The following is a 22129-nucleotide window of genomic DNA, read 5'->3' on the forward strand; positions in this document are numbered from 1 at the left end:
CTTCTGCCCGACCCCCGCCGTTCCTTAACCGCCGCTGCGGATGGAGGAGCGGATCAGGTTGACCTGCTTCTTGTAGAGGTTCGTGATCGTCTGGAAGTCCATGCCGGTCTGGCCCTGCTTCAGCATCTGCTCTTCCAGGACCACGGTGTTGCCGTCCGGCGACGTCTCGTAGGGGTTGCGCTGGCGCTGCTCCTGGTTCAGCCCGCCCGCGCCGCGCGTCCCCTGGAGATGCGAGGCGTTGGTCGCGCTGGGCTGGAGGCGGCGGCTGTCGGACAGGGCGTCGCGGAAGGTGAAGGGCTTCAGGTCCCGGCCCTTGTAATCCGGCGTGTCGGCGTTCGCGATGTTCGCCGCGATCACGTTCTGGCGTTCGGTCAGCCAGCCCATCTTGCGCGACATCAGCTTGAAGAGGCCGAGGTTTTCGAGATTCATCGCCGGGTTCCGGTCTGAGGGCCTGCCGCCCGGGCGCGCAAAGGCGCGCACCAGGGCGGGCGGGATGCATCACAGCATTCCGATCTTCCGCCGTTTCAGTTAATCAAAGATGAATCCCACCCATCACGCCGGCCACGGGCACCGCATTGCCCTCCGCTGTCACGCTTGAGCTTCATGCTTCGTTAAGCATGTTCCGCCAGGATACGCCCATCGATACAGGCCATCCGGCAGGAGCCCCTTGTCCGAGCCGACTCCGAACCACCGCCCCCTCCCCAACCGGCCCGTCGCGGTCGCGTTGAAGTATGAGCTGGGCGACCAGTCCCTGCCCCGCGTGGTCGCGACCGGCAAGGGCCATGTGGCCGAGCAGATCCTGGAACTGGCCTTCGCCAACGGCGTGAAGGTGCGCGAGGACGCCGACCTCGTGCAGATCCTGTCGGCGGTGGACATCGACTCGGAAATCCCCATCGAGGCCATCGCCGCCGTGGCCGAGATCCTCGCCTACGTCTACCGCGCCAACGGCACGCTGCCGCCCTCGGCCGAACCGGCCGCCGGAGAGGTCCCATGACCGGCACCGCCACCCTCCTCCATGACATCCAGGCGCTGGCCGCCGCGCTCGAGGACACCCGCGACCAGATGGAGGCCGGGCTGGCCGCGGACCTCACCGGGCTCGACACCCGCGTCGCCACCCTGTGCGCCGAGGCGCAGTCGGCCCGCGGCGACGCCGAACTGGCCGCCGCCCTGGAACGCCTGCTGCCGACCCTGGACGCCGTCGCGTCCGCGCTGACCCGCCAGAGGGAGACGCTGGCCGCCGCGACCGAGGGACGCCACGATCCCCACACCGCGCGCCAGCGCGCCAGCGCCGCCTATGGCCGCGGCACCACCGCCGCGCCCGGCGACCTTCCGCCCGACCCGCCGGCCACGCCGTCCCGACAGAGCTGACCTGATCCATGGGCCTCGACCAGTACATCCAATTCGTTCTCGCCCTCGCCTTCGTCATCGCGCTGATCGTGCTGGTGGCCTGGGTGATGCGCCGCATCGGCTTCGGCGGCATGACCGCCACGTCCGGGCGCCAGCGCCGGCTGGGCGTGGTCGAGGTGCTGCCGCTCGACGGCAAGCGCCGGCTGGTGCTGGTCCGCCGCGACGACCGCGAGCATCTGCTGCTGCTGAGCGCCTTCGGCGACCAGGTGGTCGACCAGACGCCGCGCGGCGGCTTCCAGGGCGCGCTGGCCGAGGCTTCCGCCCCGCCGCCGGCCCCGCCCCGCCCGACGGGCCCCGCTCCCCTGCCGTCGGCGGGAGACCGGTCATGACGACCGGCACCGGCGCGACGAGGCGGCTGGCGGTCGCCGGTCTGCTGGCGCTGGCGGTCGGCATCGCCGGCGCGCTGGCCGCCGGGCCGGCGCTGGCGCAGAGCATGACCTTCGACCTGGGCGACGCCGGGGGATCGACCACCGGACGCATCGTCCAGATGGTCGCGCTGATCACCGTGCTGTCGTTGGCGCCGTCGATCCTGATCATGATGACGGCCTTCACGCGCATCGTGATCGTCCTGTCCTTCCTGCGCTCGGCGCTGGGCATCCAGCAGGTGCCGCCGAACACGGTGCTGATGTCGCTGGCGGTCTTCCTGACCTTCTTCGTGATGGCCCCGGTGTTCGAGCGGTCCTACAACCAGGGCATCCAGCCGCTGATCAACCAGGACATCGACGAGACGGAGGCGTTCCGCCGCACGGTCGCCCCGCTGCGCGAGTTCATGCTGAAGCACACCAGCGAGAAGGACCTGCGCCTGTTCATGGACATGGCGCGCATCGAGAACGTGACCGACGCCGAGCAGACCCCGCTGCACGTCCTGGTCCCCGCCTTCATGATCTCGGAGATCAAGCGGGCCTTCGAGATCGGCTTCCTGCTGTTCCTGCCCTTTCTGATCATCGACATGGTGGTGTCATCCATCCTGATGTCGATGGGCATGATGATGCTGCCGCCGACCATGGTGGCGATCCCGTTCAAGATCATCTTCTTCGTGCTGGTCGACGGCTGGTACCTGATCGCCGGGTCGCTGGCCCGCAGCTTCGGCACGCTGTAGGGGCCGGAGTTCGGATTGCCGATGGCCCAGATCGTCGCAGGTGAAACGGCCTGGGGACGGGCGCATCGGCTTGCGCTAGTATCGGATCCGGGAAGAGCGTAAGAGGATCGGCCTGCGCGAGCGCACCGACCGCCGCCGTACCCGCAGCTTGTGGCTTTCTCGTCCCCCGCTCGGACTCCCAACGGACCTCCTCGACGTCCCACATGTCAGACACCACCCTGAAAGCCGCGGCACCCGACAAGGGCAGGCTGGCCGCGCTCACCCTCGGTGCGCTTGGCGTCGTTTACGGCGACATCGGCACCAGCCCGCTCTACACGCTGCGCGAATGCTTCTCGCCGGAGCATGGGCTCGCCCTGACGCCGCAGAACATCCTCGGCATCATGTCCATGGTCTTCTGGGCGCTGGTGCTGGTGGTCACGGTGAAATACGTGCTGTTCGTCATGCGCGCCGACAACAAGGGCGAAGGCGGCATCCTGGCCCTGCTGGCGCTGGCGACCAACAGCCGGCCCGACTCCACCGGGCGGCTGTCCGGCCTGATGGCGATGGGGCTGTTCGGCGCCGCCCTGTTCTATGGCGACGGCATGATCACCCCGGCCATTTCCGTCCTTTCCGCGGTGGAGGGGCTGGAGGTGGCGCAGCCGGCGCTGGAGCGGGTCGTGGTGCCGGTGACCGTCGGCATCCTGATCGCCCTGTTCGGAATCCAGAGCCACGGCACCGAGAAGGTCGGGCGGCTGTTCGGTCCGATCATGGTCGCGTGGTTCGCCACGCTGGGCCTGCTCGGCCTGATCGAGCTGGTCAAGGAGCCCCAGGTCCTGGCCGCGCTCGACCCGCGCCACGCCGTCCGTTTCTTCGCCTCGAACGGCTGGATCGGCTTCCTGGTGCTGGGCGCCGTCGTTCTGGCGGTCACCGGGGGCGAGGCGCTCTACGCCGACATGGGCCATTTCGGCCGCCGCCCCATCAAGGTGGCGTGGCTGGCCGTGGTGCTGCCCGCGCTGCTGCTGAACTACCTCGGCCAGTGCGCCCTGCTGCTGAGCGACCCCACGGCGGTGCGCAGCCCCTTCTACCTGCTGGTGCCGGAATGGGGCCTCTACCCGATGATCCTGCTGTCGACCTGCGCGGCGGTGATCGCCAGCCAAGCGGTGATCTCCGGCGTCTTCTCGCTGACCCGGCAGGCGGTGCAGCTCGGCCTGTGCCCGCGGCTGGACATCCGCCACACCTCGCAGGAGGAAGGCGGGCAGATCTACATCCCGCGCGCCAACTGGGGCCTGCTGTTCGCGGTGATCGGGCTGGTCCTGTGGTTCGAGTCCTCCAGCCGGCTGGCGACCGCCTACGGCATCGCGGTGACCGGCGACATGGTCATCACCACCATCCTGGCGCTGGTCGTGGCGCACCGCCGCTGGGGCTGGAGCCTGCCGGCCTGTCTGGCGCTGGGCGCGCTGTTCCTCAGCGTCGATCTGGCGCTGTTCCTCGCCAACGCGGTGAAGATCCCGCACGGCGGCTGGGTGCCGCTGGTCATCGCCGCGGTGACTCTGGGCCTGATGTCCACCTGGCGCCGCGGCCGCGCCGTGCTGAACCGCCGGCTGGCCGAGGATTCCCTGCCGCTGGACGGCTTCGTCAAGCGACACGCCAAGTCCTCCGACATCCAGCGGGTGAAGGGCACGGCGATCTTCCTGACCTCCAGCGCCGACACGGTGCCGATCGCCCTGCTGCACAACCTGAAGCACAATCAGGTGATGCACGAGCGCATCGTCTTCCTGACCGTGATGGTCGAGGACGTGCCCCGCGTTCCGGCCAAGGAGCGCGTCGTCCTGGAGGGGCTGGCCGACGGCTTCTACCGCCTGACGGTGCGCTACGGCTTCTCGCAGGAACCGAACATCCCCAAGGCGCTGCGGCTGTGCAAGGCGTTCGGGCTGGAGTTCGACGTGATGACGACCTCCTTCTTCCTCGGCCGCGAGACGCTGATCCCCCGCATCAACCCGCAGATGGCCCAATGGCGGGAGAAGCTGTTCGTCGTGATGTCGCGCACCGCGGTCAGCGCCACCGACTTCTTCAAGATCCCGCCGAACCGCGTGGTCGAACTGGGCACCCAGGTCCAGCTCTGAAAGGTCCAGCTCTGACACCCGCCGTCGTATTCATGGAAAAAGCCCCTTCCCAACGGAAGGGGCTCTTTCGTGATTGGGAAAAGGTCAGGCCGCGGGCTTGCGCGGTGGATTGACCGGCGCCATCAGCGCCGAAAAACGCTGATCCATGGACTGCAGCCACATCAGCATGATGGACATCTGCCCATTCAACTCGCGGATGTCGCCCTGAGTGGCATGCTGCATATCGATGAGCTGATCGAGCTTCGACAGGATTTCCGATTCGCGATCCATCACCGAATCCCCTGGGACGCATGCATTGCGATGCAAAACCCTACCACAACCTCCCGCGCCGGTCGAATCCGGAGAGGGACCTAGTTGATCGCCGCGCTCTGCTTGCCGCGGTAGTTCTTCAGGAACTTCTGGAACACGTCCACCTCGGCGACGCGGGAGCGGACGGTGTTGACGTCGATCAGGCCGAGCGCCTGCTCCGGCCGGGTCAGCACGCGGAAGGCGTCGGCGTCGGGACCGTTGGTCATCGCCGAGCCGAATTCCTTGCGCAGCAGGTTCAGGTTCGTGCCGTCACCCGCCAGGGCCAGCGCCACCGCGCGATTCAGGACGAGCTGCGAGGTCGCCGGGTTGATCGGCTGGGTCGGCGGCGGCGGCGCACCGATCAGCTTGTTCAGCGCGAAGGCCGCGGCCTCCCATTTCTGGGCACGCCACGCGATGTCCACCCGCAGCGAGTTGGCCGGCTTGCTGTCGTCCTCGGCCAGCAGCAGCAGCGCCTCGTCGCCGCGGCCCAGTTCGGCCAGCGCCTTGGCCTGCATCAGGCGGCGCTCGCCCACCAGATCCGCCGGCAGGTTCGGAACGTTGGACAGCTCCAGCGCGCGCAACGCGTCCTCCGGCTTGTTGTCGAGCAGGCGGACGGAGGCGAGCCGGGTGCCGACGCGCGCCTTGTCCTCGCCCGACAGGCGGTACTCCACCTGATGCTGCAGCAAGTCGGCGGCACGGTTCAGCAGGTCCACCGAGATCAGCCGTTCGGCGAGCTGCCGGATGACCTCGTCGCCCGCCTCGCCCACCGGAGTCAGCTCGCGGAACTGGTCGTAGAGCTGAAGCGCCTCGATGGTCGGCAGCTTCTGCGCCCCGTCCTTGTAGAGGTCGGCGAAGATGCGCGACATCTCGCGGGTGATCTCCTCGGCCCGCGGCGTGTCGGCGACCAGGGCGGCGGTCTCCTTCATGGCGTTGAAGCCGTCGGCGTATTGGCCGGCGGCGATCAGCACCTCGCCCATGCGCTGGCGGATCTGCATCTCCAGCTCGTCGCCGCGCCACGTGAAGGTCAACCCGGCCAGCCGCTCCGCCGCGGCGGGCGGCGACATGCGGCCCTCCGCCAGTTGCAGGTTCACCAGCGCCAGCCCGGCCTTGGCCCGGTAATAACGGTCGAGGCTGTTGTAGGAGGCGGTCAGTTGCTCCAGCGCCCGCTCCGGCTCGTTGGTCTGGGCGTAGTAGAGGCCGCGGAGATACTGGACGTCGGGCCGCTCCTCGGCGTCCGTGCCGCCGCGCTCGACGATGCGGTCGAGCAGCCGCTTGGCGAACGGCGCGTCGCCGGTCTTCAGCGCCGCCTCGGCGGCGCGGGTCGCCAGCTTGGTCAGGATCGGGTCGGGGTAGGAGTTGAGGATCGGCGCCGCCGCCTTGAAGCCGGCCTGGGCCGCCGGCCAGTCGTTGCGGTCCGCCGCGATGGCGGCGCGCCACAGCGCAGCCTCGCCGTTGTTGGCGAGGTTCGGATGGGCAAAATCCTCCGCCGCGGCGTCGGTGTTGCCCGCCAGGAAGCGCGCGGCGCCGCGCAGGGCGCGGAATTCCGGCCAGCCTTCCAGATCGGGCTGGGCCTCCTGAAGGACGTCCATCATGCCGATGGCCTCCTGCCCGAAACCGTTCGCCAGATAGAAGCGGGCGAGGTCGAGCTGGGCGCGGGGCCGTTCGGAATCCGGCGCGTTGACGATGTTGAGCTGAAGATTCTGCCGCGCCTCGGTGTAATGGTCGAGGTCGCCCTTCTTCCAGGCCGGCAGGTCGAACAGGCGGCGCCCGGAGGGCACCGGCTTCGGATCGGTCGGCGGAGTCAGTGTGTTCGAAGCGCCGCCGGGCGACGGTCGCGGCGGCAGCGACGCCGTCTGCGCGGGCGCCGCCGGGCGGCTTCCGGCGTCGGCCATCGGCGACAGGTGCAGGCCCCCCGCCGCGGTGACCTCCACCCCTTCCTTGACCGGACGCACGGTGATGGCGTCGGCGATGGGCCGCACGACGACGCCCTGGTAACTGGGCAGCAGCTCCAGGTCGGCGTAGCGGTGCGATTCAGGGATGGCGTTGCCGGGAACCGGCAGCGGCACGACCTGGAGGCGGTCGCCGACGTCGGGATCGGACAGCGTCACCACGGTCGCCGCGTCCGCGGCGCGCACCAGCAGGCGGGCGCCCAGCAGGAAATCCGGCTCCGGATCGATCTTCAGCTCGAAGGGCGGCGTGCCGGTCAGGCGGCTGGTCGGCGTGATCTTCCAGCTCGTCCCCTGCCGTTCGATCTTCGGCCAGACCAGCGGGCCGATCCGGGTGCGGAAGGCGCTGCCCCCGGTGGCCGGCACCGGCTCGATCGCACCGACCGTCCCGGCGCCGGTCCCCATGGCTTTGCCCGCGCCGATGGGCAGGGGCTTGTCGAACACGATGTAGAGATGGCCGGCGCGCGGGTAGACGGCGATGGACGCCGGGCCGCCCGCGTCGAACACCAGGGTTGGCCCCTGCGGCTCGGCTTTCGCCGGATCGGGTTTCGCGGTTTCGGGTTTGGCCGCTTCGGGCTTGGTGGCTTCGGCCTTGGCAGGCGCGGGAGCCGCCGCGACCTCCTTCGGCGGGGAGGCCGTCGCCGGTCTGGCCGCGGGAGGAGTGGCGGCCGGGGGTGTCGCCGTCGCGGGCGGCGGGGCCGCGGCGGTGGCCGAGGGTGGACGCACCGTGGTCGTGGTGGCGCCGGACGGCGGGGCCGCGTTCGCCGTGTCGGCCGTCGGCAGACCGGCGCGCGTGCCCGGATTCTGCACGTCGATCACCACGGAGCGGCCGGATTTGCTGTCCTTGATCTCGGCGTCCTGCGGCACCGCGAAGGTCACCGCCAGCGCGCCGTTGGCTTGCCGGAACTGCTCCACATTCTGGATGTTGCGCAGGGCCGTCTTGCCAACCGGCGCCAGGTCGGCGGTGCCGTTGCGGTCGAACAGCAGCGTGGCCGAGGCGCCGTCGCGGCGCAGCGTGTAGTTGGCGCCCTCCGGCCAGGTGAAGGACAGGCGGCTCTGATCCGGCGTGTCGGCCGCGCTGACCGTCACCCGCCCCGCGGAGCGCGCCGGGGCGGCGGCGGGCGGCGGCTCGGTCTTGGCCGCTGCAGCCGGAGCCTGGGTTTGGGCCGGGGCCGGGACTGGCGCTTGGGTTTGGGCTTGGGCTTGGGCCGGCGCCTCTGCGGCCGGGGTCAGGTCGAGCGCCACGGCATTGCCGTTGCGGAAACTCTTCAGCGTCACCGGCCGCTTCAGGTCGAAGGTCACCGTCTTGCCGTCGCCGCCGATCCTCACCCCGGACAGATAGCCGGGCAAGGCCGCCACGGTGCGGTCCAGCGCGGCGTTGATCGGCTCGTCGAAGCGGACGACCAGCGTGTTGCCCTCCACCGACGCGCTGTAGCCGGTCTGCCGCGGCCAGTCGAAGACCATGCGCCCGAAGGTCTTGTGGGTGGCGGCGCGCACCGGCACATCGACCGCCCAGGCAACCGGCGAGGCGGCGATCTGGGCGGCAAGCACAGCCGTGGCGGCCACGAAGCCGCTCAGCCAGTGCCGGTGTGCCCCGCCCCGCCCCATCCTTCTCACTCCTCCACGTCCGCATCGGCGGCGGCCGGTCCGGACACCGGCGGCCCCGCCGTCTCCTCGCGCACCACCACATCGACCCGCGCCCCGCCGGGCACCGGATCGATGCCGGGGGCTTCGCTCATCAGGCTGCGCGCCACGAGGTCGCGCTTGTAGCCCGTCTCGCGCAGCAGCGCCGCAACGGCGACCGCGCGCGTCAGGGCGCGTTCCCAGGCCAGCCCCGCGGACTGGTCCTCGCGCTCGGCGTGGCCGACGACCTCGATCCGGTTGCCGATCCGGCCCACCGCCGCGCCCAGCAGATACAGCACCCGCCGCCCCTGGTCGGTGAAGCTGCCGCCGGTCGGGTCGAACATCACGTGGGCCGGCAGGCCGATCACCACGCGGTCGTCCTCCCGCCGCACCTCCACCGCCGCCAGATCCTCGTTGGCCGCGGTCTGGGTACGAAGCAGGGCGCTGAGATAATCCAGATTGATCGCCGAATATGACTCCACCGTGGCGGCGTTGAAGGCGGCCTTCGGCTCGGGCGGCGTCGCCGAGGGGGTGACCGCGGTGGAGCGGGCCGACGACAGCGACTTGACCAGCCCGGTCCAGCGCTGCGCCTCCGGCTCGCTCATCGAATACATCAGGACGAAGAAGGCGAGCAGCAGCGACATCAGGTCGGTGAAGCTGATCAGCCAGATCGTCCGGTTGTGGCCACCGCTTTTGTCCTCGGCCCTGGGGAGTTTGGGGAGGCGGATCATCGGCGCCTTCCCCCCGGGGAATCGTCCGTGGCGCGCAGGCTGAACAGCAGGCGGACGGCGCCCGGCGCCCCGCGCTCGATGCCGACCGTCACCGCGTCCGACGGCGCCCCGTCGGCGATCAGCAGCCGGGCCAGCGCGCCCGCCCGCACCACCGGGCCGGGGGGCTGGCTGGGGCCGCCCGCCGGGCCGATGGACAGAAGCGCGTCCAGCTCGATCCGCTCGCCGGGCCGGTTCTGCAGAAGCGCGTCGGCCACCCGGTCGATCAGGCCGATGCGGTCCGGGCGCAAATCGGCGGTGCCGGGCAGGAACAGCTCGTCGGCGGGAAGACGGACCTCCAGCAAGCGGCCCGGCGTCACGCTGTCCACCTTCGCCACGGCGATGGCGGTGGCGAACAGGTTGCCCAGCCCGTCCAGCCGCTGCACGGCGAAGACGGTGCCGGCGCGCGAGGCCAGCGGGTCGGCCGGCTCGCGCAGGCGGGGGTCGATGTAGAAGGCGGGGAAGCTGCGCTCCAGCGACACCAGGACCGTGCGCACCCGCTGGGCGGTCTGCACGGACTGGGCGTTCAGCACAATGAAGAAGACGAGCAGCAGCAGGAACAGCGACAGCAGAAGCACGATGCTTCCGTTGTTCGGGTTCGGCCGGCTGCCCGACAGGTCCGGCTTCCTGTGGCCGGGCGCAGCCATGGGATTAATCGAAGCTCGCCAGCAGGCGGTCGATCTCGTCCTGGTCCATGGCGGCGCTGGTCATCTGCGGCCCGTGCAGCAGCCCGGCCTCCGGGTCGTCCGCCGGGCGGTCGGTGGCGAAGTTCGGCGCCGCGTCGGTGTGGACGTCAGCCGCGGCGACCACCGGGGCGGGACGGGTGTGGTTCTGCCGCACCTCGTCGCCGAAGGCCGCGACGATCATGTCGACCTTCGATTCGATGTGCTTGAGCGTGCGCACGACCTTGGAGATGCGCTGGCCGGTGATGTCCTGGAAGTTGCAGGCCTCGAAGATCTTGGTCACCTGCTCGGTCAGCTTGGCGGAATTCTCCGGGTCGATCTGGCCGGAGATGCCGGTGATGACGTCGCAGGCGTCGAAGATGGCGAAGGTGGCCTGTTCCGTGGCGCCGACGACGGCGTCCAGTTCATCGGTGGCGTTGGGGATGTGCTGGTCGCGGATTTCCGCGGGCTGCAGCGCCGCCAGCTCCTGCTTGGCGCTCTCGATGAAGCGGGCGAGGTCGACCACCTCCTTGTAGAGGCGCAGGTCGGTGGCGGAGATGTCGCCGTCCATGCTGCCGAGGATGGAGCGGACGATGTCCGTCACCTCCTCGCGCGACAACGGCTGGGCCGCCTCGGCGTGGGCGGCGTCGAGCTGCTGGCGCAGGAGCTTCTGGTCGGCGAGCGAGGTGGAAACGGGCGGGGCCATGTGCGATCCGATGTGAGCGTTCCGTGGTCTTGTCCGGCCTGCGTGCGATCGGGTGCGTCGGCCGGCCCGGACGCGGGCGCCCGAAGCGGGTCCGACCCAACCTCGCGCCCTCGCACGGCCGCCGCCGACTCGGAGCCTCGTCAGCCTTTCCAACCCTAGTTTCGCTCGGTTAACACGCCGTTAAGCGCCTGAAACGTTGCAACGCAAAGACGGGACGGAATCACACGGTCGGAAGGAAAGCGGAAGCGTTGTTCTGCGCCCGCCCGCCTTCAACCAACGCTCGCCATTGCCGAACTTTAAAGAGAGCTGCGGCAATTTGTTTCAATTCGAGTCCGCAAACGGACAAAGGGCCGCCCATGAGGGCGGCCCTTCTTCACCGTAGCGCACACCAACTGTTGGGTTGGGTCACGTTGGCGGTGAATCCGTCAGGGATGACGGGGTTCCGGCGATCAGCTCCCGCTGCTTCGCCCGCCGCCATGGCTGTGTTCGCCGCCCTTGCGGCCCGCTTCCGATGCGCGTTCCGGGTCGTTCTTGAAGTTGCCGCCGGACGCCTGACCACCCTTGTGGCCAGCTTCCGCCGCACGCTCCGGGTCGTTCTTGAAGTTGCCGCCGGACGCCTGGCCACCCTTGTGGCCGGCTTCGGAGGCGCGCTCCGGGTCGTTCTTGAAGTTGCCGCCGGAAACCTGACCGCCCTTGTGGCCGGCTTCCGCCGCACGCTCCGGATCGTTCTTGAAGTTGCCGCCGGAGTGCTGACCGCCCGAGCTACGGCCCTGGTTCTGGTCGTTCATCTTGTCTCCTTCCTTTTGCTGTTGGGCAAACTTGCGCTGCCCGAACACACCGGAGCCAACATGAACCGAAGCCGACCGTCGCGGGCCGTCTACCATCCTGACAGTACGTGTACTTATATTCAGTAGGTGCGGCTCCGGCGACGGGTATGACCAACCGCCCGGTCATACCCGCCTCACCGGAACCGCAATCAAAGGGCGTATTCAGTTCTTCGGTGCCGCGGGCACGCCACGCCGTTCGATGAGCGCCGAGGTCAGCTCCTTGGCCTTCAGGGGGTCCATCGCGGCCAGGATCGGCGCCGTCTTGGTTTCCTTCATCTTCTCCACCACCCCCAGAAGGACGGGCATGTCCAGCTCTTCGAAGATGCGGGCGGCCTCCTTGGGCTTCATCGTCTCGTAGATCTTCACGAGGCTTTCGAGTTGGGCCGCCTGCTTCTCGTCGCCCTGCCGCATCAGCTTCTGGATGTCGGCGCGGACCTTGTCCATCTCCTGCACCTTCTGATCGATGCGCTTCTCGGCGGCGGTCAGCAGGGCTTCGCGCTGCTCCAGTTCCTTGGTGCGGCGTTCGATCTCGGCGCGGCGCTCGGCGAAATGCTGGAGAAGCTCCTCGTTCTTCACCGGGCCAAGGGCGGCGTTGTCCGGCGGCGTCGGGTTGGGCGGCGCGCCGTTGCTCGACCCGCCCTGGGCCGGGGCCGGTTCGGGCGAGGGTTTGGCGCCGTTGGCGGCAAGCTGCATCGGCGGGGCCGGAAGGCCGCTCTGCCCCTGGGCCAGGGTCGCCGGGAATTCCGGCAGGCGGGCGTCGCGCGTGGTGATCCGCCACAGGTCGCCGACGCGCACCCCGAGCATCAGGACGGCAACGAAGATGGTCAGCGGCAGGATGCGGAACCGCCACGCCTTCATCTTCTCGCGCATCCGCTCCGACAGCGGACGGCGCGGGACGGCGGGCTTGCGCTTGGCCTTGGCCTTCACCTTGGCCTTCGGCTTCGCTTTGGCGGCGGCTTGGGCCGCCATTTGGGCCGCGGTCTGCGTGGCGCCGGGAGCCGACGGCTGGCCGGCCACACTCTGGCTGGTGCGGACGCCGGTCGGGGTGGCCCCGGCCGGGCGGATCACGACCTTGGGCTCCCCGCCGGCAGCGGCGGTCGCGCCCTTCGTGGTGGTGGCGTCGCTCATCCGACCCCCTTGCCGGCGTTCTCAATGGCTTGCAGAAGTTCACGTTCGGCGCGGGACAGACTCTCGCCCTCGCGCACGATGGGATCGGACACCGGAGCCGGACGCCGCGACAGGGCATCGACCCGCAGCGGATCGACCCGCAATGGATCGGCGCGCAGCGGCTCGTTCCGGAACGCGGCGGAACGCAGCGGCGGCAGGTCGTCGTGATCGTCGTGGCCGTCGTCGTGGAGATCGTGGCCATCGTCGTGGAGATCGTGGTCGTCGTGATCATGGTCGTCGTGACCGTGATCGTCCTCGACGATCGGGCGCGGGGCGACGGCCGGGCGGGAGGCCACAGGCGGACGGGCGGACAGACCGGGGCGCGCCGCCGGACGCGCCGCGGGGCCCGGCTTCGGGCGCTCCCCGCCGACGTTGCCCAGCCGGTTGGCCATGGCGTCGGCCGCCTCGATCATGAATTCCAGCTCGTCGCGCAGGGTCTGCGCCTTGGCGACCGTGCGCTGCAGGTCGTCGCCGGTGTCGTGGGCCGTCTTCTTCAGCCCGCGCACGCCGGTTTCGGCGCGCGACATGGCCTCGTTCAGGCCGCGCACCAGCTCGGCCATCTCGCCGCGGCTTTCGCGCAGCTTGATGATCTGCCGGTTCAAAATGATCGCGTAGGCGATGGTCGCGGCGAGCAGCCCCACCATCACCAGATCGAGGACGAGCGTGAGGGTCGGGCTCATAGCCGCATGACCTCCTGCTTGGGCAGCTCCCGCTCGATCCGCACGGCGATGTGCCCGCCCTTGCGGCCCATGCGGCCTTGGAACATGGAAACGTCGCCGCAGCGCAGCTCGATGGTGCCGTCCGGCGTGGCGTTCAGAAGGATTCGGGTGCCGACGCGCCAGTTCAGCACGTCGTGCAGGGTCATCGTCACCTCGTCCAGCACCGCGGAGATGTCCACGTCGGTGACAAGCAGTTCCGAGGCGAGGTGGGTTTCCCAGATTGAGTCGCGGCCGAACTTCTCACCCATGAACATCTGGAGCAGAAGCTCGCGCACCGGCTCCAGCGTCGCGTAGGGGATCATCAGCTCCAGGCGGCCGCCGCGATCCTCCATGTCGATGCGCAGCTTGACCAGCACCGCCGCGTTGGCCGGGCGCGCGATGGTCGCGAAGCGCGGGTTGGTCTCCAGCCGGTCGAAGCGGAAGGTGACGGGCGACAGCGGGTCGAAGGCGGCGGACAGGTCGGACAGCACCACATGGACCATGCGCTCCACGAGGTTGCGCTCGATGGTCGTGTAGGGGCGGCCCTCGATGCGCATCGCCGCGGTGCCGCGCCGCCCGCCCAGCAGCACGTCGACGATGGAGTAGATCAGCGCCGAGTCCACGACCATCAGGCCGTAGTTGTCCCACTCCTCCGCCTTGAAGACGGAGAGCATGGCCGGCAGCGGGATCGAGTTCAGGTAGTCGCCGAAGCGCACCGAGGAGATCTGGTCGAGGCTGACCTCGACGTTGTCGGAGGTGAAGTTGCGCAAGCTGGTGGACATCATGCGGACGAGGCGGTCGAAGACCACCTCCAGCATGGGCAGGCGTTCGTAGTTGACCAGCGCCGAATTGACCAGCGCCATGATGCCGGAGTTGTCGCCGTCCCCGGCCCCGCCCTGATCGAAGCCGAGCAGGCTGTCGATCTCGTCCTGGTTCAGGACGCGGGTCGAACCGCCGCCGCCCATGTCTGCCATGTCGCCCATGTCGCCCATGTCGCCGCCGTCTTCGGCGAGGGCGGCCCATTCGGCGGCAAGGCGTTCTTCTTCGCTCAGTTCCTCGGTGTTGCTCATGGCCCGTTTCCGCCGCCCCTACTGGACCAGCATTTCCTTGAACAGAACGTCCTTGACCTTCACCGGATGGGCGGAGGCGGTGATCCGCATCAGCAACTCCTGGCGCAGGCGGTACATGCCGGCCGACCCCTTCAGATCCTCCAGCCGCAGTTCGCGCAGATAGACCTGGAAGTTGTCGATGATGCGTGGCAGCACATGCTCGATCGCCGGTATGTCCTCGCCCTTCGCAAGCTGGATCGAGATCTTGATCTTCAGGAAGGCCGGACGCTTGCCGCTGCTGTTCAGGTTCACCAGCATGTCCGGCAGGTCGTAGAAGACCGGGGCCGCGTGCGGATCGGGCTGCGCCGGTTCCGCCGGCACCTCCGCGTGCTCCTCCTTCTTGCCGAGGAGCGAATCGAGCAGGCCGCTGAAATACACGCCCGCCCCGGCGCCGATCAGCAGCACCAACGGCAGGATGACGAAGAGGACCAGCTTCTTGCCGCTGAATTTCTTGCGCGGCAGGCCATCGGTCGGGACGTCGTCTTCAGCGTGCGCGGTCATGGAATCCTAAGCGCGAGCGGTGGCGGAGCGTGGCCTTACCAGCCCAGCAACCCTATCTTTCGGATAGTTAACAAAGCCTTTCAGACAGGGTCCGGGGCTGTGACAGACACGCAACCAAAGGCCGCGGCACGGTTCTTGATTGGGGTGTCGCCGGAGAACCCTGTCGACCAAGGAGCGAACGCCCGAACCACGCCCGCAAGCCCCCTTTCCACGATCCCGCCCGCGTCCCCCGCCCGCCGCCTCCGGCGGCGGGAGCCGTCATGACCCGCGCGCCGCCGGCGCCGCGGCAACGGGACGCTTTTGCCCGGCGAGGGGCGGCATCCCTTGCCATCCCACCGGCAGTTCTTGCCCGGCAGGCGCTTCCCCAACGGCGGCGGCGGCCCTCCATGCCGCAACTCCGGCAGATTCCCGCTCTGGCACGCGCCGTGCATTGCCATTTGCGCCGGTCGGAACGCTCCCCGGCCCGAATGGAAAGAGGCCGCCGATGGAAAACCCGATCTACGTGTCCCTGTCGCGCCAGATGACCCTGCGCCGCCAGCTGGACGTGATCTCGAACAACATCGCGAACATGAACACCACGGGCTTCAAGCAGCAGCGCATGCTGTTCACGGAGTTCCTGGAGCGTCCGGGCATGCACGAGCAGATCAGCTTCGTGCAGGACCGCGCCGTGGTGCGCGACCTCTCGGCCGGCGGATTGATGCAGACCGGCAACCCGCTGGACATGGCGCTGACCGGCCACGGCTACTTCACGGTCGATACGGCGAGCGGCCCGCGTTACACCCGCGCCGGCAACTTCCGCCTGAACGACCAGCGCCAGATCGTCGACGGCGGCGGCCTGCCGGTGCTGGGCGACAACGGCCAGCCGCTCGCCATCCCGAACGGCACCAAGGACATCATGGTGTCCGGCGACGGCACCGTCTCCACCGAGTTGGGTCCGGTCGGCCGGCTGAACATCGTCACCTTCCGCAACGAGCAGCTGATGACCGAGGTCGGGGCCGGCCTCTACGTCAGCGACGAGGAGCCGCAGGCGGCCCCGGCCGACACGAAGGTGGCACAGGGAATGCTAGAGAATTCGAACGTGAAGCCGGTGGTCGAGATGACGGCGCTGATCGAGATCCAGCGCCAGTACCAGTCGAACCAGAAGCTGATCGAGAACGAGCACGAGCGCATCCGCAGCGCCATCCAGAAGCTGGGCCGCACGGCCTGATCGACCGCGTAAAGGAGCAAGAACCATGCGCAGCCTCGCCATCGGCGCCACCGGCATGATCGCCCAGCAGCTGAACGTCGAAACCATCTCGAACAACATCGCCAACGCGACGACGACCGGCTTCAAGAAGCAGCGGGCCGAGTTCCAGGACCTGCTCTACCAGAATTTCCGCCGCATCGGCTCCACCTCGTCGGACGCCGGCACCATCGTGCCGACCGGCGTGCAGGTGGGCGCCGGGGTGCGCGTCGCCGCGGTGGCCCGCGTGTTGGAGCAGGGCAACCTGACCGTCACCGACAACAAGCTGGACGTCGCCGTCAACGGCTCCGGCTATTTCCAGGTGCAGCTCCCCAGCGGCGACACCGCCTACACCCGCGCCGGCAATTTCAAGCTGTCGCCGGAGGGCATCATCGTCACCGCCGACGGCTATCCGGTGCAGCCGGCCATCACCATCCCGGCGGAAGCGGTGGACGTCGCCATCAACGCCTCGGGCGAGGTGATGGTGAAGCTGGACGGCCAAGTGGCCCAGCAGAATGTCGGCCAGCTCCAGCTCGCCACCTTCGCCAACGCCGCCGGCCTGGAAGCGGTCGGCGACAACCTGTTCCTGCAGACCGGCGCGTCGGGCGAGGCGGTCGGCGGCAACCCCGGCGCTCCCGGTTTCGGCCGCGTGGTGCAGGGCGCGCTGGAGACCTCCAACGTCAACATCGTGCAGGAGATCACCACCCTGATCTCCGCCCAGCGCGCCTACGAGATGAACTCCAAGGTCATCAAGACCACCGACGAGATGATGCAGCAGGCCTCGCAGCTCCGCTGATCCCGGCTCCGCCGTAAGGCTCGTCTTCGCAAGGAATCCCCGCCATGTCCCGCCCCGCCCTGCGCATCCTCGGCACCGCCCTCCTCGCCGCCGCCCTCGCCGGCGGCCCGGCGGCCTTCGCCCAGTCGATGGACGGCACCCCGACGACGGCGGCGCAGGCGGTGGTCTACAGCCCGGCCCATGTCGAGGCGGTGCTGTCCGACGCGCTGTCCCGCCAGATCACCACGGGCCGCGTGCAGATGGAGCTGGACAACCGGGCGGTGGAGCTGCGCGCCCCGGCGGGCGCCGGCAGCCTGACGGTGGAGAACCTCTACTACAACCCGGTGCAGGGCCGCTTCGCCGCGGAGATGATCGTGGCCGATACCCGCCCGGCCGTGCGCCTCCCGGTGTCGGGCCGCGCCTACGGCGTGGTGCAGGTGCCGGTGCTGTCGCGGCGCATCGCGCCCGGCGACATGATCGGCCCGGGCGACGTGGACTGGCAGGACGTGCGCGCCGACCTCGCCGGCAGCGACATCGCCGCCACCGACGCCCAGCTCATCGGCCTGACGCCGCGCCGCGGCGTCCCGGTGAACCAGCCCGTGCGTCTGCGCGACCTGCAGTCGCCGCGGGTCGTCGACAAGGGCGCGCTGGTCACCATCACGCTGGCCACCGAAAACCTGACCCTGTCGGTCCAGGGCAAGGCTCTGCAGGACGGTGGCCGGGGCGACGTGATCCGCGTCGTCAACACCCAATCCAACCGCATCCTCGAAGCGACCGTCGCGGGCCCCAACATCGTCGCCGTGGCAAAGCCCGGCCTCACCGCGAAGTAAGGAGAAAGCTCCCATGCCCGCCCTCAAGACGACCGCCCCCAGGCACACGGTCCGCACGGCGTTCCGCTTCGCTCTGCTCGCCGCCGTCGCCGCCGGTCTGCCCGCCTGCAACGCCATGTCGCGCGTGTCGGACATCGGCTCCGCTCCGGAACTCACCAAGATCAAGGACCCGCAGGCCCAGCCCGGCTACCAGCCGGTCAGCCTGCCGATGCCCACCCCGCTGCCGACGGAGCGCAACCCGAACTCGCTGTGGCGGACGGGCGCCAAGGCTTTCTTCAAGGACCAGCGCGCCGCCAAGGTCGGCGACCTGCTGACCGTTGACATCCAGATCAACGATCAGGCGCAGATGAACAACCAGACCACCCGCACCCGCGGCAACACCGAGAAGGCCGGCATGCCGAGCCTGTTCGGCTTCGAGGGCAAGGCGCTGCAGCGCGCGCTGCCCGACGGGGTGAACGCCGGCAGCCTGCTGGACCTGAACAGCTCGACCTCCAACGACGGCAAGGGCGCCATCAACCGCAAGGAACAGATCACCCTGAAGGTGGCCGCGCTGGTCACCCAGACCCTGCCCAACGGCAACATGGTGATCCAGGGCCGCCAGGAGGTCCGGGTGAATTACGAGGTGCGCGACCTGATCATCACCGGCGTCATCCGGCCGGAGGACATCACCGCGCAGAACACCATCAGCTACGAGAAGGTCGCCGAGGCCCGCATCTCCTACGGCGGACGCGGCCAGATCACCGACGTGCAGCAGCCCCGCTACGGCCAACAGCTCTTCGACATCATCATGCCCTTCTGAGGACGGTCAGGGGACATCGGGCAGAAACGCAGACGAAGAACGACACGACGGAAGGGGGCCCGAACCCCATTCCATCGCGTTGCATGGCGCGACAGGAACACCCGCATCCCGGCCGGCTTCCACGCATCGCCGAACCAGCCATGCGACACGGACGCGGCACGGGCGTGTTTCGGTGGTCGCGCCACGGTCCAGCCGTGCGCTGCCCGCGCTGAGCAGGCAGTTTCTGCCGCCCGGCGCCTTCTGCCGTGCCCTTCCCTGCCCACCCGGGGCGTGTCACCGCCGGCGTGGGCTTGCACCGCGCCGGGCACGGTCAAGCCGGCCGCAACGGCACGCTGCATGGGGAGGTCTGGCTATCCCCGCCGGCGCACACGGCCCGATGCCCGGATCGCAGGAGGGCGCCGGCCACGCGATGGCCGTGGCAGCGGGTTGGGCAATCGCAAAGCCTGATGCATCAGGCTTTGCGCTCGATGACATCGGGCGGGCCGCTTTTTTTACTTGAGACAGAAAGCGAGATATCCGTTGCCCTCGACCTGACCCGGAGTGGTCAGGATCGAGCCGGAGGATTGGCCGGAAACGGTCATGCTCATGTCGATGCTGCCGTTGCCATCCAGATCGATGTGAGCCGTGGCACCCTTGTAGCCTTCGACGCCGCCCATCTCCTGCCAAGTCAGTTTCGAGACTCCCTCTTTCCAACCCCAGGCGGTCACCCATTCACCCGCCTCCAGGTCGGTGACGGTGGACCAGGTCACGCCGCCGCTGCGGCCATCGACGAAGAATGTGTCCGTGCCCCAGCCGCCGGTCAGGAAGTTGGAGCCCAAACCGCCATCCAAGACGTCGTCGCCATTCCGCCCGTCGATCGCGTCGTCGCCCGCAAGCCCGTTGATGAAATCGGCCCGACTCGAGCCCCGGATCGCTTCCCCGGCATCGGTGCCAATGTGCTGGTTCACCACTCCCGCCACCGGACCGGTGTAAGCGGCCATCGCGGTCTCCACACTGGCACCGCCGGTCGTGACGGCGACACGGTTGGTCGGATCTTTTCTGTAGTCGATGGTCGCTCGGGTCTGGAGCAGAGCTTCGCGGTTCAGATAATAGCCCAACGCCTCGTTGACATCCGGAGTGTTCAGATGCGTAATTTTCATACGATCCGTAAACGCTTCCCATGATAAATTCCCAATAAAACCGGGAGCCTTTGGAAGCAAAGAAATAATACTGTCATATGAATGGACCGAATCGGATAAAGTAATTTTCTCAATCTTGAAATGAGGATCGAGATAATTGAGGACATACACCAACTGACCCGACTTCGTGTCGCCAACCACCAAATGGCGCCCATCGATCGTCGCCGCGTACGTCGTCGGTCTGCTGACACCGATTCCCGATGCGATCAATTGATCGGAAGAACCACCCGAGTCGGCAATCACAATCGCTCCCGGTGATTGAATCGAATAAGTATCGTCCCCAGCGCCGCCAAGGAAGAAAACGAAGTCAATTCCATATCCACCGTAAAATACATCATTGCCTTGCAGACCGAAAAACACCGTATTTGATGAGGCCGCCATGGCATCGCCGTCCTTGGAACCGATGCGCTCAGCAAATCTCAATGCCATTTCCCGATTCCTTCATCATCAGATGATCAGCTTGCCAGCGCTTAACTTGCCCTTCACCGCTCGGCGCTTCACCGGCCTGCGCCCAACGTTGCGATCTGCATCAGGACCAGCACCGCCACGGCTCGTTGTCGGGCATACCGGAGTGCTCACACCCGCCATCAAGTTCTACCAAAGCGGGTACGAAAAGGAAATTCAAAACCGTTTATGACCAATGGCGGGTGCGGCGGCGTGGTGCGCCCCTCAAGGATTGAGACGGGGCGCTCCTGAAGAGCAGGGCCGAGCAGCAGCGGCCATCGTTTCGGGTGGGGGGCGACCCTCTTCCCGCCGGGCCCGGGCGGCCCGTCACCCGCCCCCGGCCAGAAGCGCCTCGTAACGCCGGACGGTCTCCCGCATCTCCTCAAGGATCTGGCGCTGCTCCTCGTTCACCGCCCGGACGCGCTCCGCGTCGGCGCGCGCCTGCTCGGCATGAAGCCGGGCCTCCTCGGCAGAACACCGGGTCGCCTCATGGAGTTGCCGCGCCAGTTCCTCGGAGAGGCGCGCCTCCTCCGCCGACCGCCGGGCCATCTCGGCGGATCGGCGAAGCTCCTCGTCCAGAATGCGCGCCTCCTCCGCTTCCTGGCGCCGCGTTTCCCCGGTGATCCGCCCCTCTTCCGCGATCAGCCGGGCCCCTTCCGCTTCGACATGGCGTTGGAAATGCGCGACCCGTTCCTCTTCGGCCTCCTCCCGCATCCGCTCCGCCCCGATGCGGGCCTCTTCGGCCCGGCTGCGCCGCACCTCGCTGCGCCGACGCCAATCCTCGGCATCGGGGTTCTGCGCCTCAGGGTGGTTCGCGGGTTGATGGGCCTGGGCCATGGGGCTTCCCTTTCAGCAGGCGGTGAGACCCTTCCAACGCCTTTTCGGCGGAGCGCAGGCGCTCATGGGATTGGTCCAGGAGGCGCTTCCTGCGTGTCTGCGCCTCACGGACCAGGGCCTGCAATGTCTCGATCCGCTTCAGGACATCCATTTCACCGTCAACAGGCCGTTCTGGCAACCCGCACCATCGGGTTGTGGAGGACCGACCCGGGCGAGCAGCCGGACGCGCGAAAGCGCCACACCAGAAGGTGAGGCGCCATCGGAAGACGTTCGTCGTTTGGTGGCGGCGGCGGCAGAGAGGGGCAAGCCGTTTCCCAGGCTGGCCGGGACCGGCCGGAGCCGGTAGCGTGACGGTTCATTGCAGCGGGCCCGCGGCCGGCCCGAGCGAACCAAGCTCCGACAGAGGGGCGGGCCGCAACCTCCTCAGCACGCCGTCGGGAACTCACCCCGACACCGTCCCAGAACGGACAAAAGCCCCCGCCGGGATCGGAGGAGGCTTGTCCTTGGGCACGGCCGGAAGCGCCGGAAATGAACCGGCGCGTCAGTCGTCGCGCTGGGTGCGCTCCATGCGCTCGTGCCGCTCCTGGGCTTCCAGGCTCAGCGTCGCGATGGGACGGGCGTCGAGGCGGCGGACGGAGATGGGCTCCCCCGTTTCCTCGCAATAGCCGTAGGCCCCATCCTGCAACCGCTCCAGCGCCGCGTCGATCTTGGAGATCAGCTTGCGCTCGCGGTCGCGGGTGCGGAGTTCCAGCGCCCGGTCGGTTTCGGCCGACGCACGGTCGGCGATGTCCGGTTCCTGGATGCCGCCTTCCTGAAGGCTGCTCAGGGTCTCGCTGGATTCAGCCAGCAGCTCCGCGCGCCAGCGCAGCAGCTTCTGGCGGAAATATTCCCGCATGACGGGATTCATGAACTCCTCGTCTTCCGACGGGGTGTAGTTCTTAGGCAGAAGCGGAGACGACATCCGAGAGCATCCAACGCAAAAGGGTGATCCGGGCGGCGCGGAGTATAGGTAGGCGCACCGGCAACCGCAACCCCGCGCTTCGCCTATCGAAGCACGAACAAGCCCTTGGAGAAGCAAAGTTTTGTGAAACCGCCGGCGATGGCCGTACGGCCGATGCCGAAAAGCCGGTCCTATGGCCGCA

23 protein-coding genes are annotated in these 22129 nt (G+C 68.4%); 9 read left to right on the forward strand and 14 right to left on the reverse strand.

What is annotated here, in order from left to right; translation table 11 throughout:
- Positions 1 to 24: 24 nt before the first annotated feature.
- Entirely contained in the window at positions 25 to 429 is a 405-nt protein-coding gene (gene flgB / locus ACWPN5_RS13395) for a flagellar basal body rod protein FlgB (protein ID WP_145678408.1), read from the reverse strand.
- Between the two features lie 238 nt (positions 430 to 667).
- On the opposite strand from flgB, the gene ACWPN5_RS13400 reads away from it, so the two are divergent.
- From ACWPN5_RS13400 to ACWPN5_RS13420, 5 genes are all read left to right on the forward strand, one after another.
- Positions 668 to 994, forward strand: coding sequence for an EscU/YscU/HrcU family type III secretion system export apparatus switch protein (locus ACWPN5_RS13400; protein WP_145688637.1), 327 nt, complete (start codon positions 668 to 670; stop codon positions 992 to 994).
- Entirely contained in the window at positions 991 to 1368 is a 378-nt protein-coding gene (locus ACWPN5_RS13405) for a hypothetical protein (RefSeq protein WP_492295794.1), read from the forward strand. The genes ACWPN5_RS13400 and ACWPN5_RS13405 overlap by 4 nt, the downstream gene beginning before the upstream one ends.
- Positions 1369 to 1376: 8 nt before the next feature.
- A complete protein-coding gene (locus tag ACWPN5_RS13410; RefSeq protein ID WP_145688633.1) occupies positions 1377 to 1736 on the forward strand; it encodes a FliO/MopB family protein in 360 nt (119 codons plus the stop codon).
- On the forward strand, positions 1733 to 2506 hold the full coding sequence (fliP, locus tag ACWPN5_RS13415) for a flagellar type III secretion system pore protein FliP (RefSeq protein WP_186466157.1): 774 nt from the start codon (positions 1733 to 1735) through the stop codon (positions 2504 to 2506). Before ACWPN5_RS13410 ends, fliP begins: the two co-directional genes overlap by 4 nt.
- A 203-nt stretch (positions 2507 to 2709) precedes the next feature.
- Entirely contained in the window at positions 2710 to 4608 is a 1899-nt protein-coding gene (locus tag ACWPN5_RS13420; RefSeq protein ID WP_145688624.1) for a potassium transporter Kup, read from the forward strand.
- A gap of 84 nt (positions 4609 to 4692) precedes the next feature.
- Here the strand turns inward: ACWPN5_RS13420 and ACWPN5_RS13425 are convergent, their stop codons facing one another.
- The 10 genes from ACWPN5_RS13425 to ACWPN5_RS13470 all read right to left on the reverse strand — a co-directional run bounded on the left by ACWPN5_RS13425 (position 4693) and on the right by ACWPN5_RS13470 (position 14902).
- Positions 4693 to 4878, reverse strand: coding sequence for a hypothetical protein (locus ACWPN5_RS13425; RefSeq protein ID WP_492295797.1), 186 nt, complete (start codon positions 4876 to 4878; stop codon positions 4693 to 4695).
- A gap of 80 nt (positions 4879 to 4958) precedes the next feature.
- Entirely contained in the window at positions 4959 to 8450 is a 3492-nt protein-coding gene (locus tag ACWPN5_RS13430; protein WP_492295799.1) for a tetratricopeptide repeat protein, read from the reverse strand.
- A 5-nt stretch (positions 8451 to 8455) separates the two neighbouring features.
- A complete protein-coding gene (locus ACWPN5_RS13435) occupies positions 8456 to 9196 on the reverse strand; it encodes an OmpA/MotB family protein (protein WP_492295801.1) in 741 nt (246 codons plus the stop codon).
- Positions 9193 to 9879 carry a hypothetical protein gene (locus ACWPN5_RS13440; RefSeq protein WP_492295802.1) on the reverse strand — a complete coding sequence of 229 codons (687 nt, stop codon included), beginning with the start codon at positions 9877 to 9879 and terminating at the stop codon, positions 9193 to 9195. Before ACWPN5_RS13440 ends, ACWPN5_RS13435 begins: the two co-directional genes overlap by 4 nt.
- Before the next feature lie 4 nt (positions 9880 to 9883).
- The gene (locus ACWPN5_RS13445; RefSeq protein WP_145688609.1) at positions 9884 to 10600 is read right to left on the reverse strand and encodes a protein phosphatase CheZ; all 717 of its coding nucleotides are present in this window, start codon (positions 10598 to 10600) and stop codon (positions 9884 to 9886) included.
- 449 nt (positions 10601 to 11049) lie between these two features.
- Positions 11050 to 11388, reverse strand: a complete 339-nt coding sequence (locus ACWPN5_RS13450) for a con-10 family general stress protein (RefSeq protein WP_492295805.1) — start codon at positions 11386 to 11388, stop codon at positions 11050 to 11052.
- 201 nt (positions 11389 to 11589) lie between these two features.
- Positions 11590 to 12555, reverse strand: coding sequence for a MotE family protein (locus tag ACWPN5_RS13455; protein ID WP_492295807.1), 966 nt, complete (start codon positions 12553 to 12555; stop codon positions 11590 to 11592).
- A complete protein-coding gene (locus ACWPN5_RS13460) occupies positions 12552 to 13274 on the reverse strand; it encodes a DUF6468 domain-containing protein (protein WP_145678398.1) in 723 nt (240 codons plus the stop codon). Before ACWPN5_RS13460 ends, ACWPN5_RS13455 begins: the two co-directional genes overlap by 4 nt.
- A complete protein-coding gene (gene fliM / locus ACWPN5_RS13465; RefSeq protein ID WP_492295809.1) occupies positions 13271 to 14362 on the reverse strand; it encodes a flagellar motor switch protein FliM in 1092 nt (363 codons plus the stop codon). The genes ACWPN5_RS13460 and fliM overlap by 4 nt, the downstream gene beginning before the upstream one ends.
- 18 nt (positions 14363 to 14380) lie before the next feature.
- Entirely contained in the window at positions 14381 to 14902 is a 522-nt protein-coding gene (locus ACWPN5_RS13470) for a flagellar basal body-associated FliL family protein (protein WP_035674997.1), read from the reverse strand.
- 484 nt (positions 14903 to 15386) lie between these two features.
- On the opposite strand from ACWPN5_RS13470, the gene flgF reads away from it, so the two are divergent.
- From flgF to flgH, 4 genes are read left to right on the forward strand one after another with little or no spacing between them, the layout of a single operon-like run.
- Entirely contained in the window at positions 15387 to 16109 is a 723-nt protein-coding gene (gene flgF / locus ACWPN5_RS13475) for a flagellar basal-body rod protein FlgF (RefSeq protein ID WP_145688594.1), read from the forward strand.
- 25 nt (positions 16110 to 16134) lie between these two features.
- Entirely contained in the window at positions 16135 to 16920 is a 786-nt protein-coding gene (gene flgG / locus ACWPN5_RS13480; RefSeq protein ID WP_014240989.1) for a flagellar basal-body rod protein FlgG, read from the forward strand.
- Positions 16921 to 16964: 44 nt separating this feature from the next.
- The gene (flgA, locus tag ACWPN5_RS13485) at positions 16965 to 17729 is read left to right on the forward strand and encodes a flagellar basal body P-ring formation chaperone FlgA (protein ID WP_492295812.1); all 765 of its coding nucleotides are present in this window, start codon (positions 16965 to 16967) and stop codon (positions 17727 to 17729) included.
- A 13-nt stretch (positions 17730 to 17742) separates the two neighbouring features.
- Positions 17743 to 18528, forward strand: a complete 786-nt coding sequence (gene flgH / locus ACWPN5_RS13490; RefSeq protein ID WP_492295814.1) for a flagellar basal body L-ring protein FlgH — start codon at positions 17743 to 17745, stop codon at positions 18526 to 18528.
- A gap of 491 nt (positions 18529 to 19019) precedes the next feature.
- On the opposite strand, the gene ACWPN5_RS13495 is transcribed toward flgH, so the two are convergent.
- The 3 genes from ACWPN5_RS13495 to dksA form a co-directional block, all read right to left on the reverse strand.
- Entirely contained in the window at positions 19020 to 20135 is a 1116-nt protein-coding gene (locus tag ACWPN5_RS13495; RefSeq protein ID WP_492295816.1) for a hypothetical protein, read from the reverse strand.
- A gap of 342 nt (positions 20136 to 20477) precedes the next feature.
- Positions 20478 to 20987 (reverse strand): hypothetical protein, encoded by a 510-nt coding sequence (locus ACWPN5_RS13500; protein WP_492295818.1) that lies wholly within the window; start codon positions 20985 to 20987, stop codon positions 20478 to 20480.
- 541 nt (positions 20988 to 21528) lie between these two features.
- Positions 21529 to 21948, reverse strand: a complete 420-nt coding sequence (gene dksA / locus ACWPN5_RS13505) for an RNA polymerase-binding protein DksA (RefSeq protein ID WP_145678390.1) — start codon at positions 21946 to 21948, stop codon at positions 21529 to 21531.
- Between the last annotated feature and the right edge of the window lie 181 nt (positions 21949 to 22129).

This window comes from Azospirillum sp. UENF 211521 (assembly GCF_058780535.1).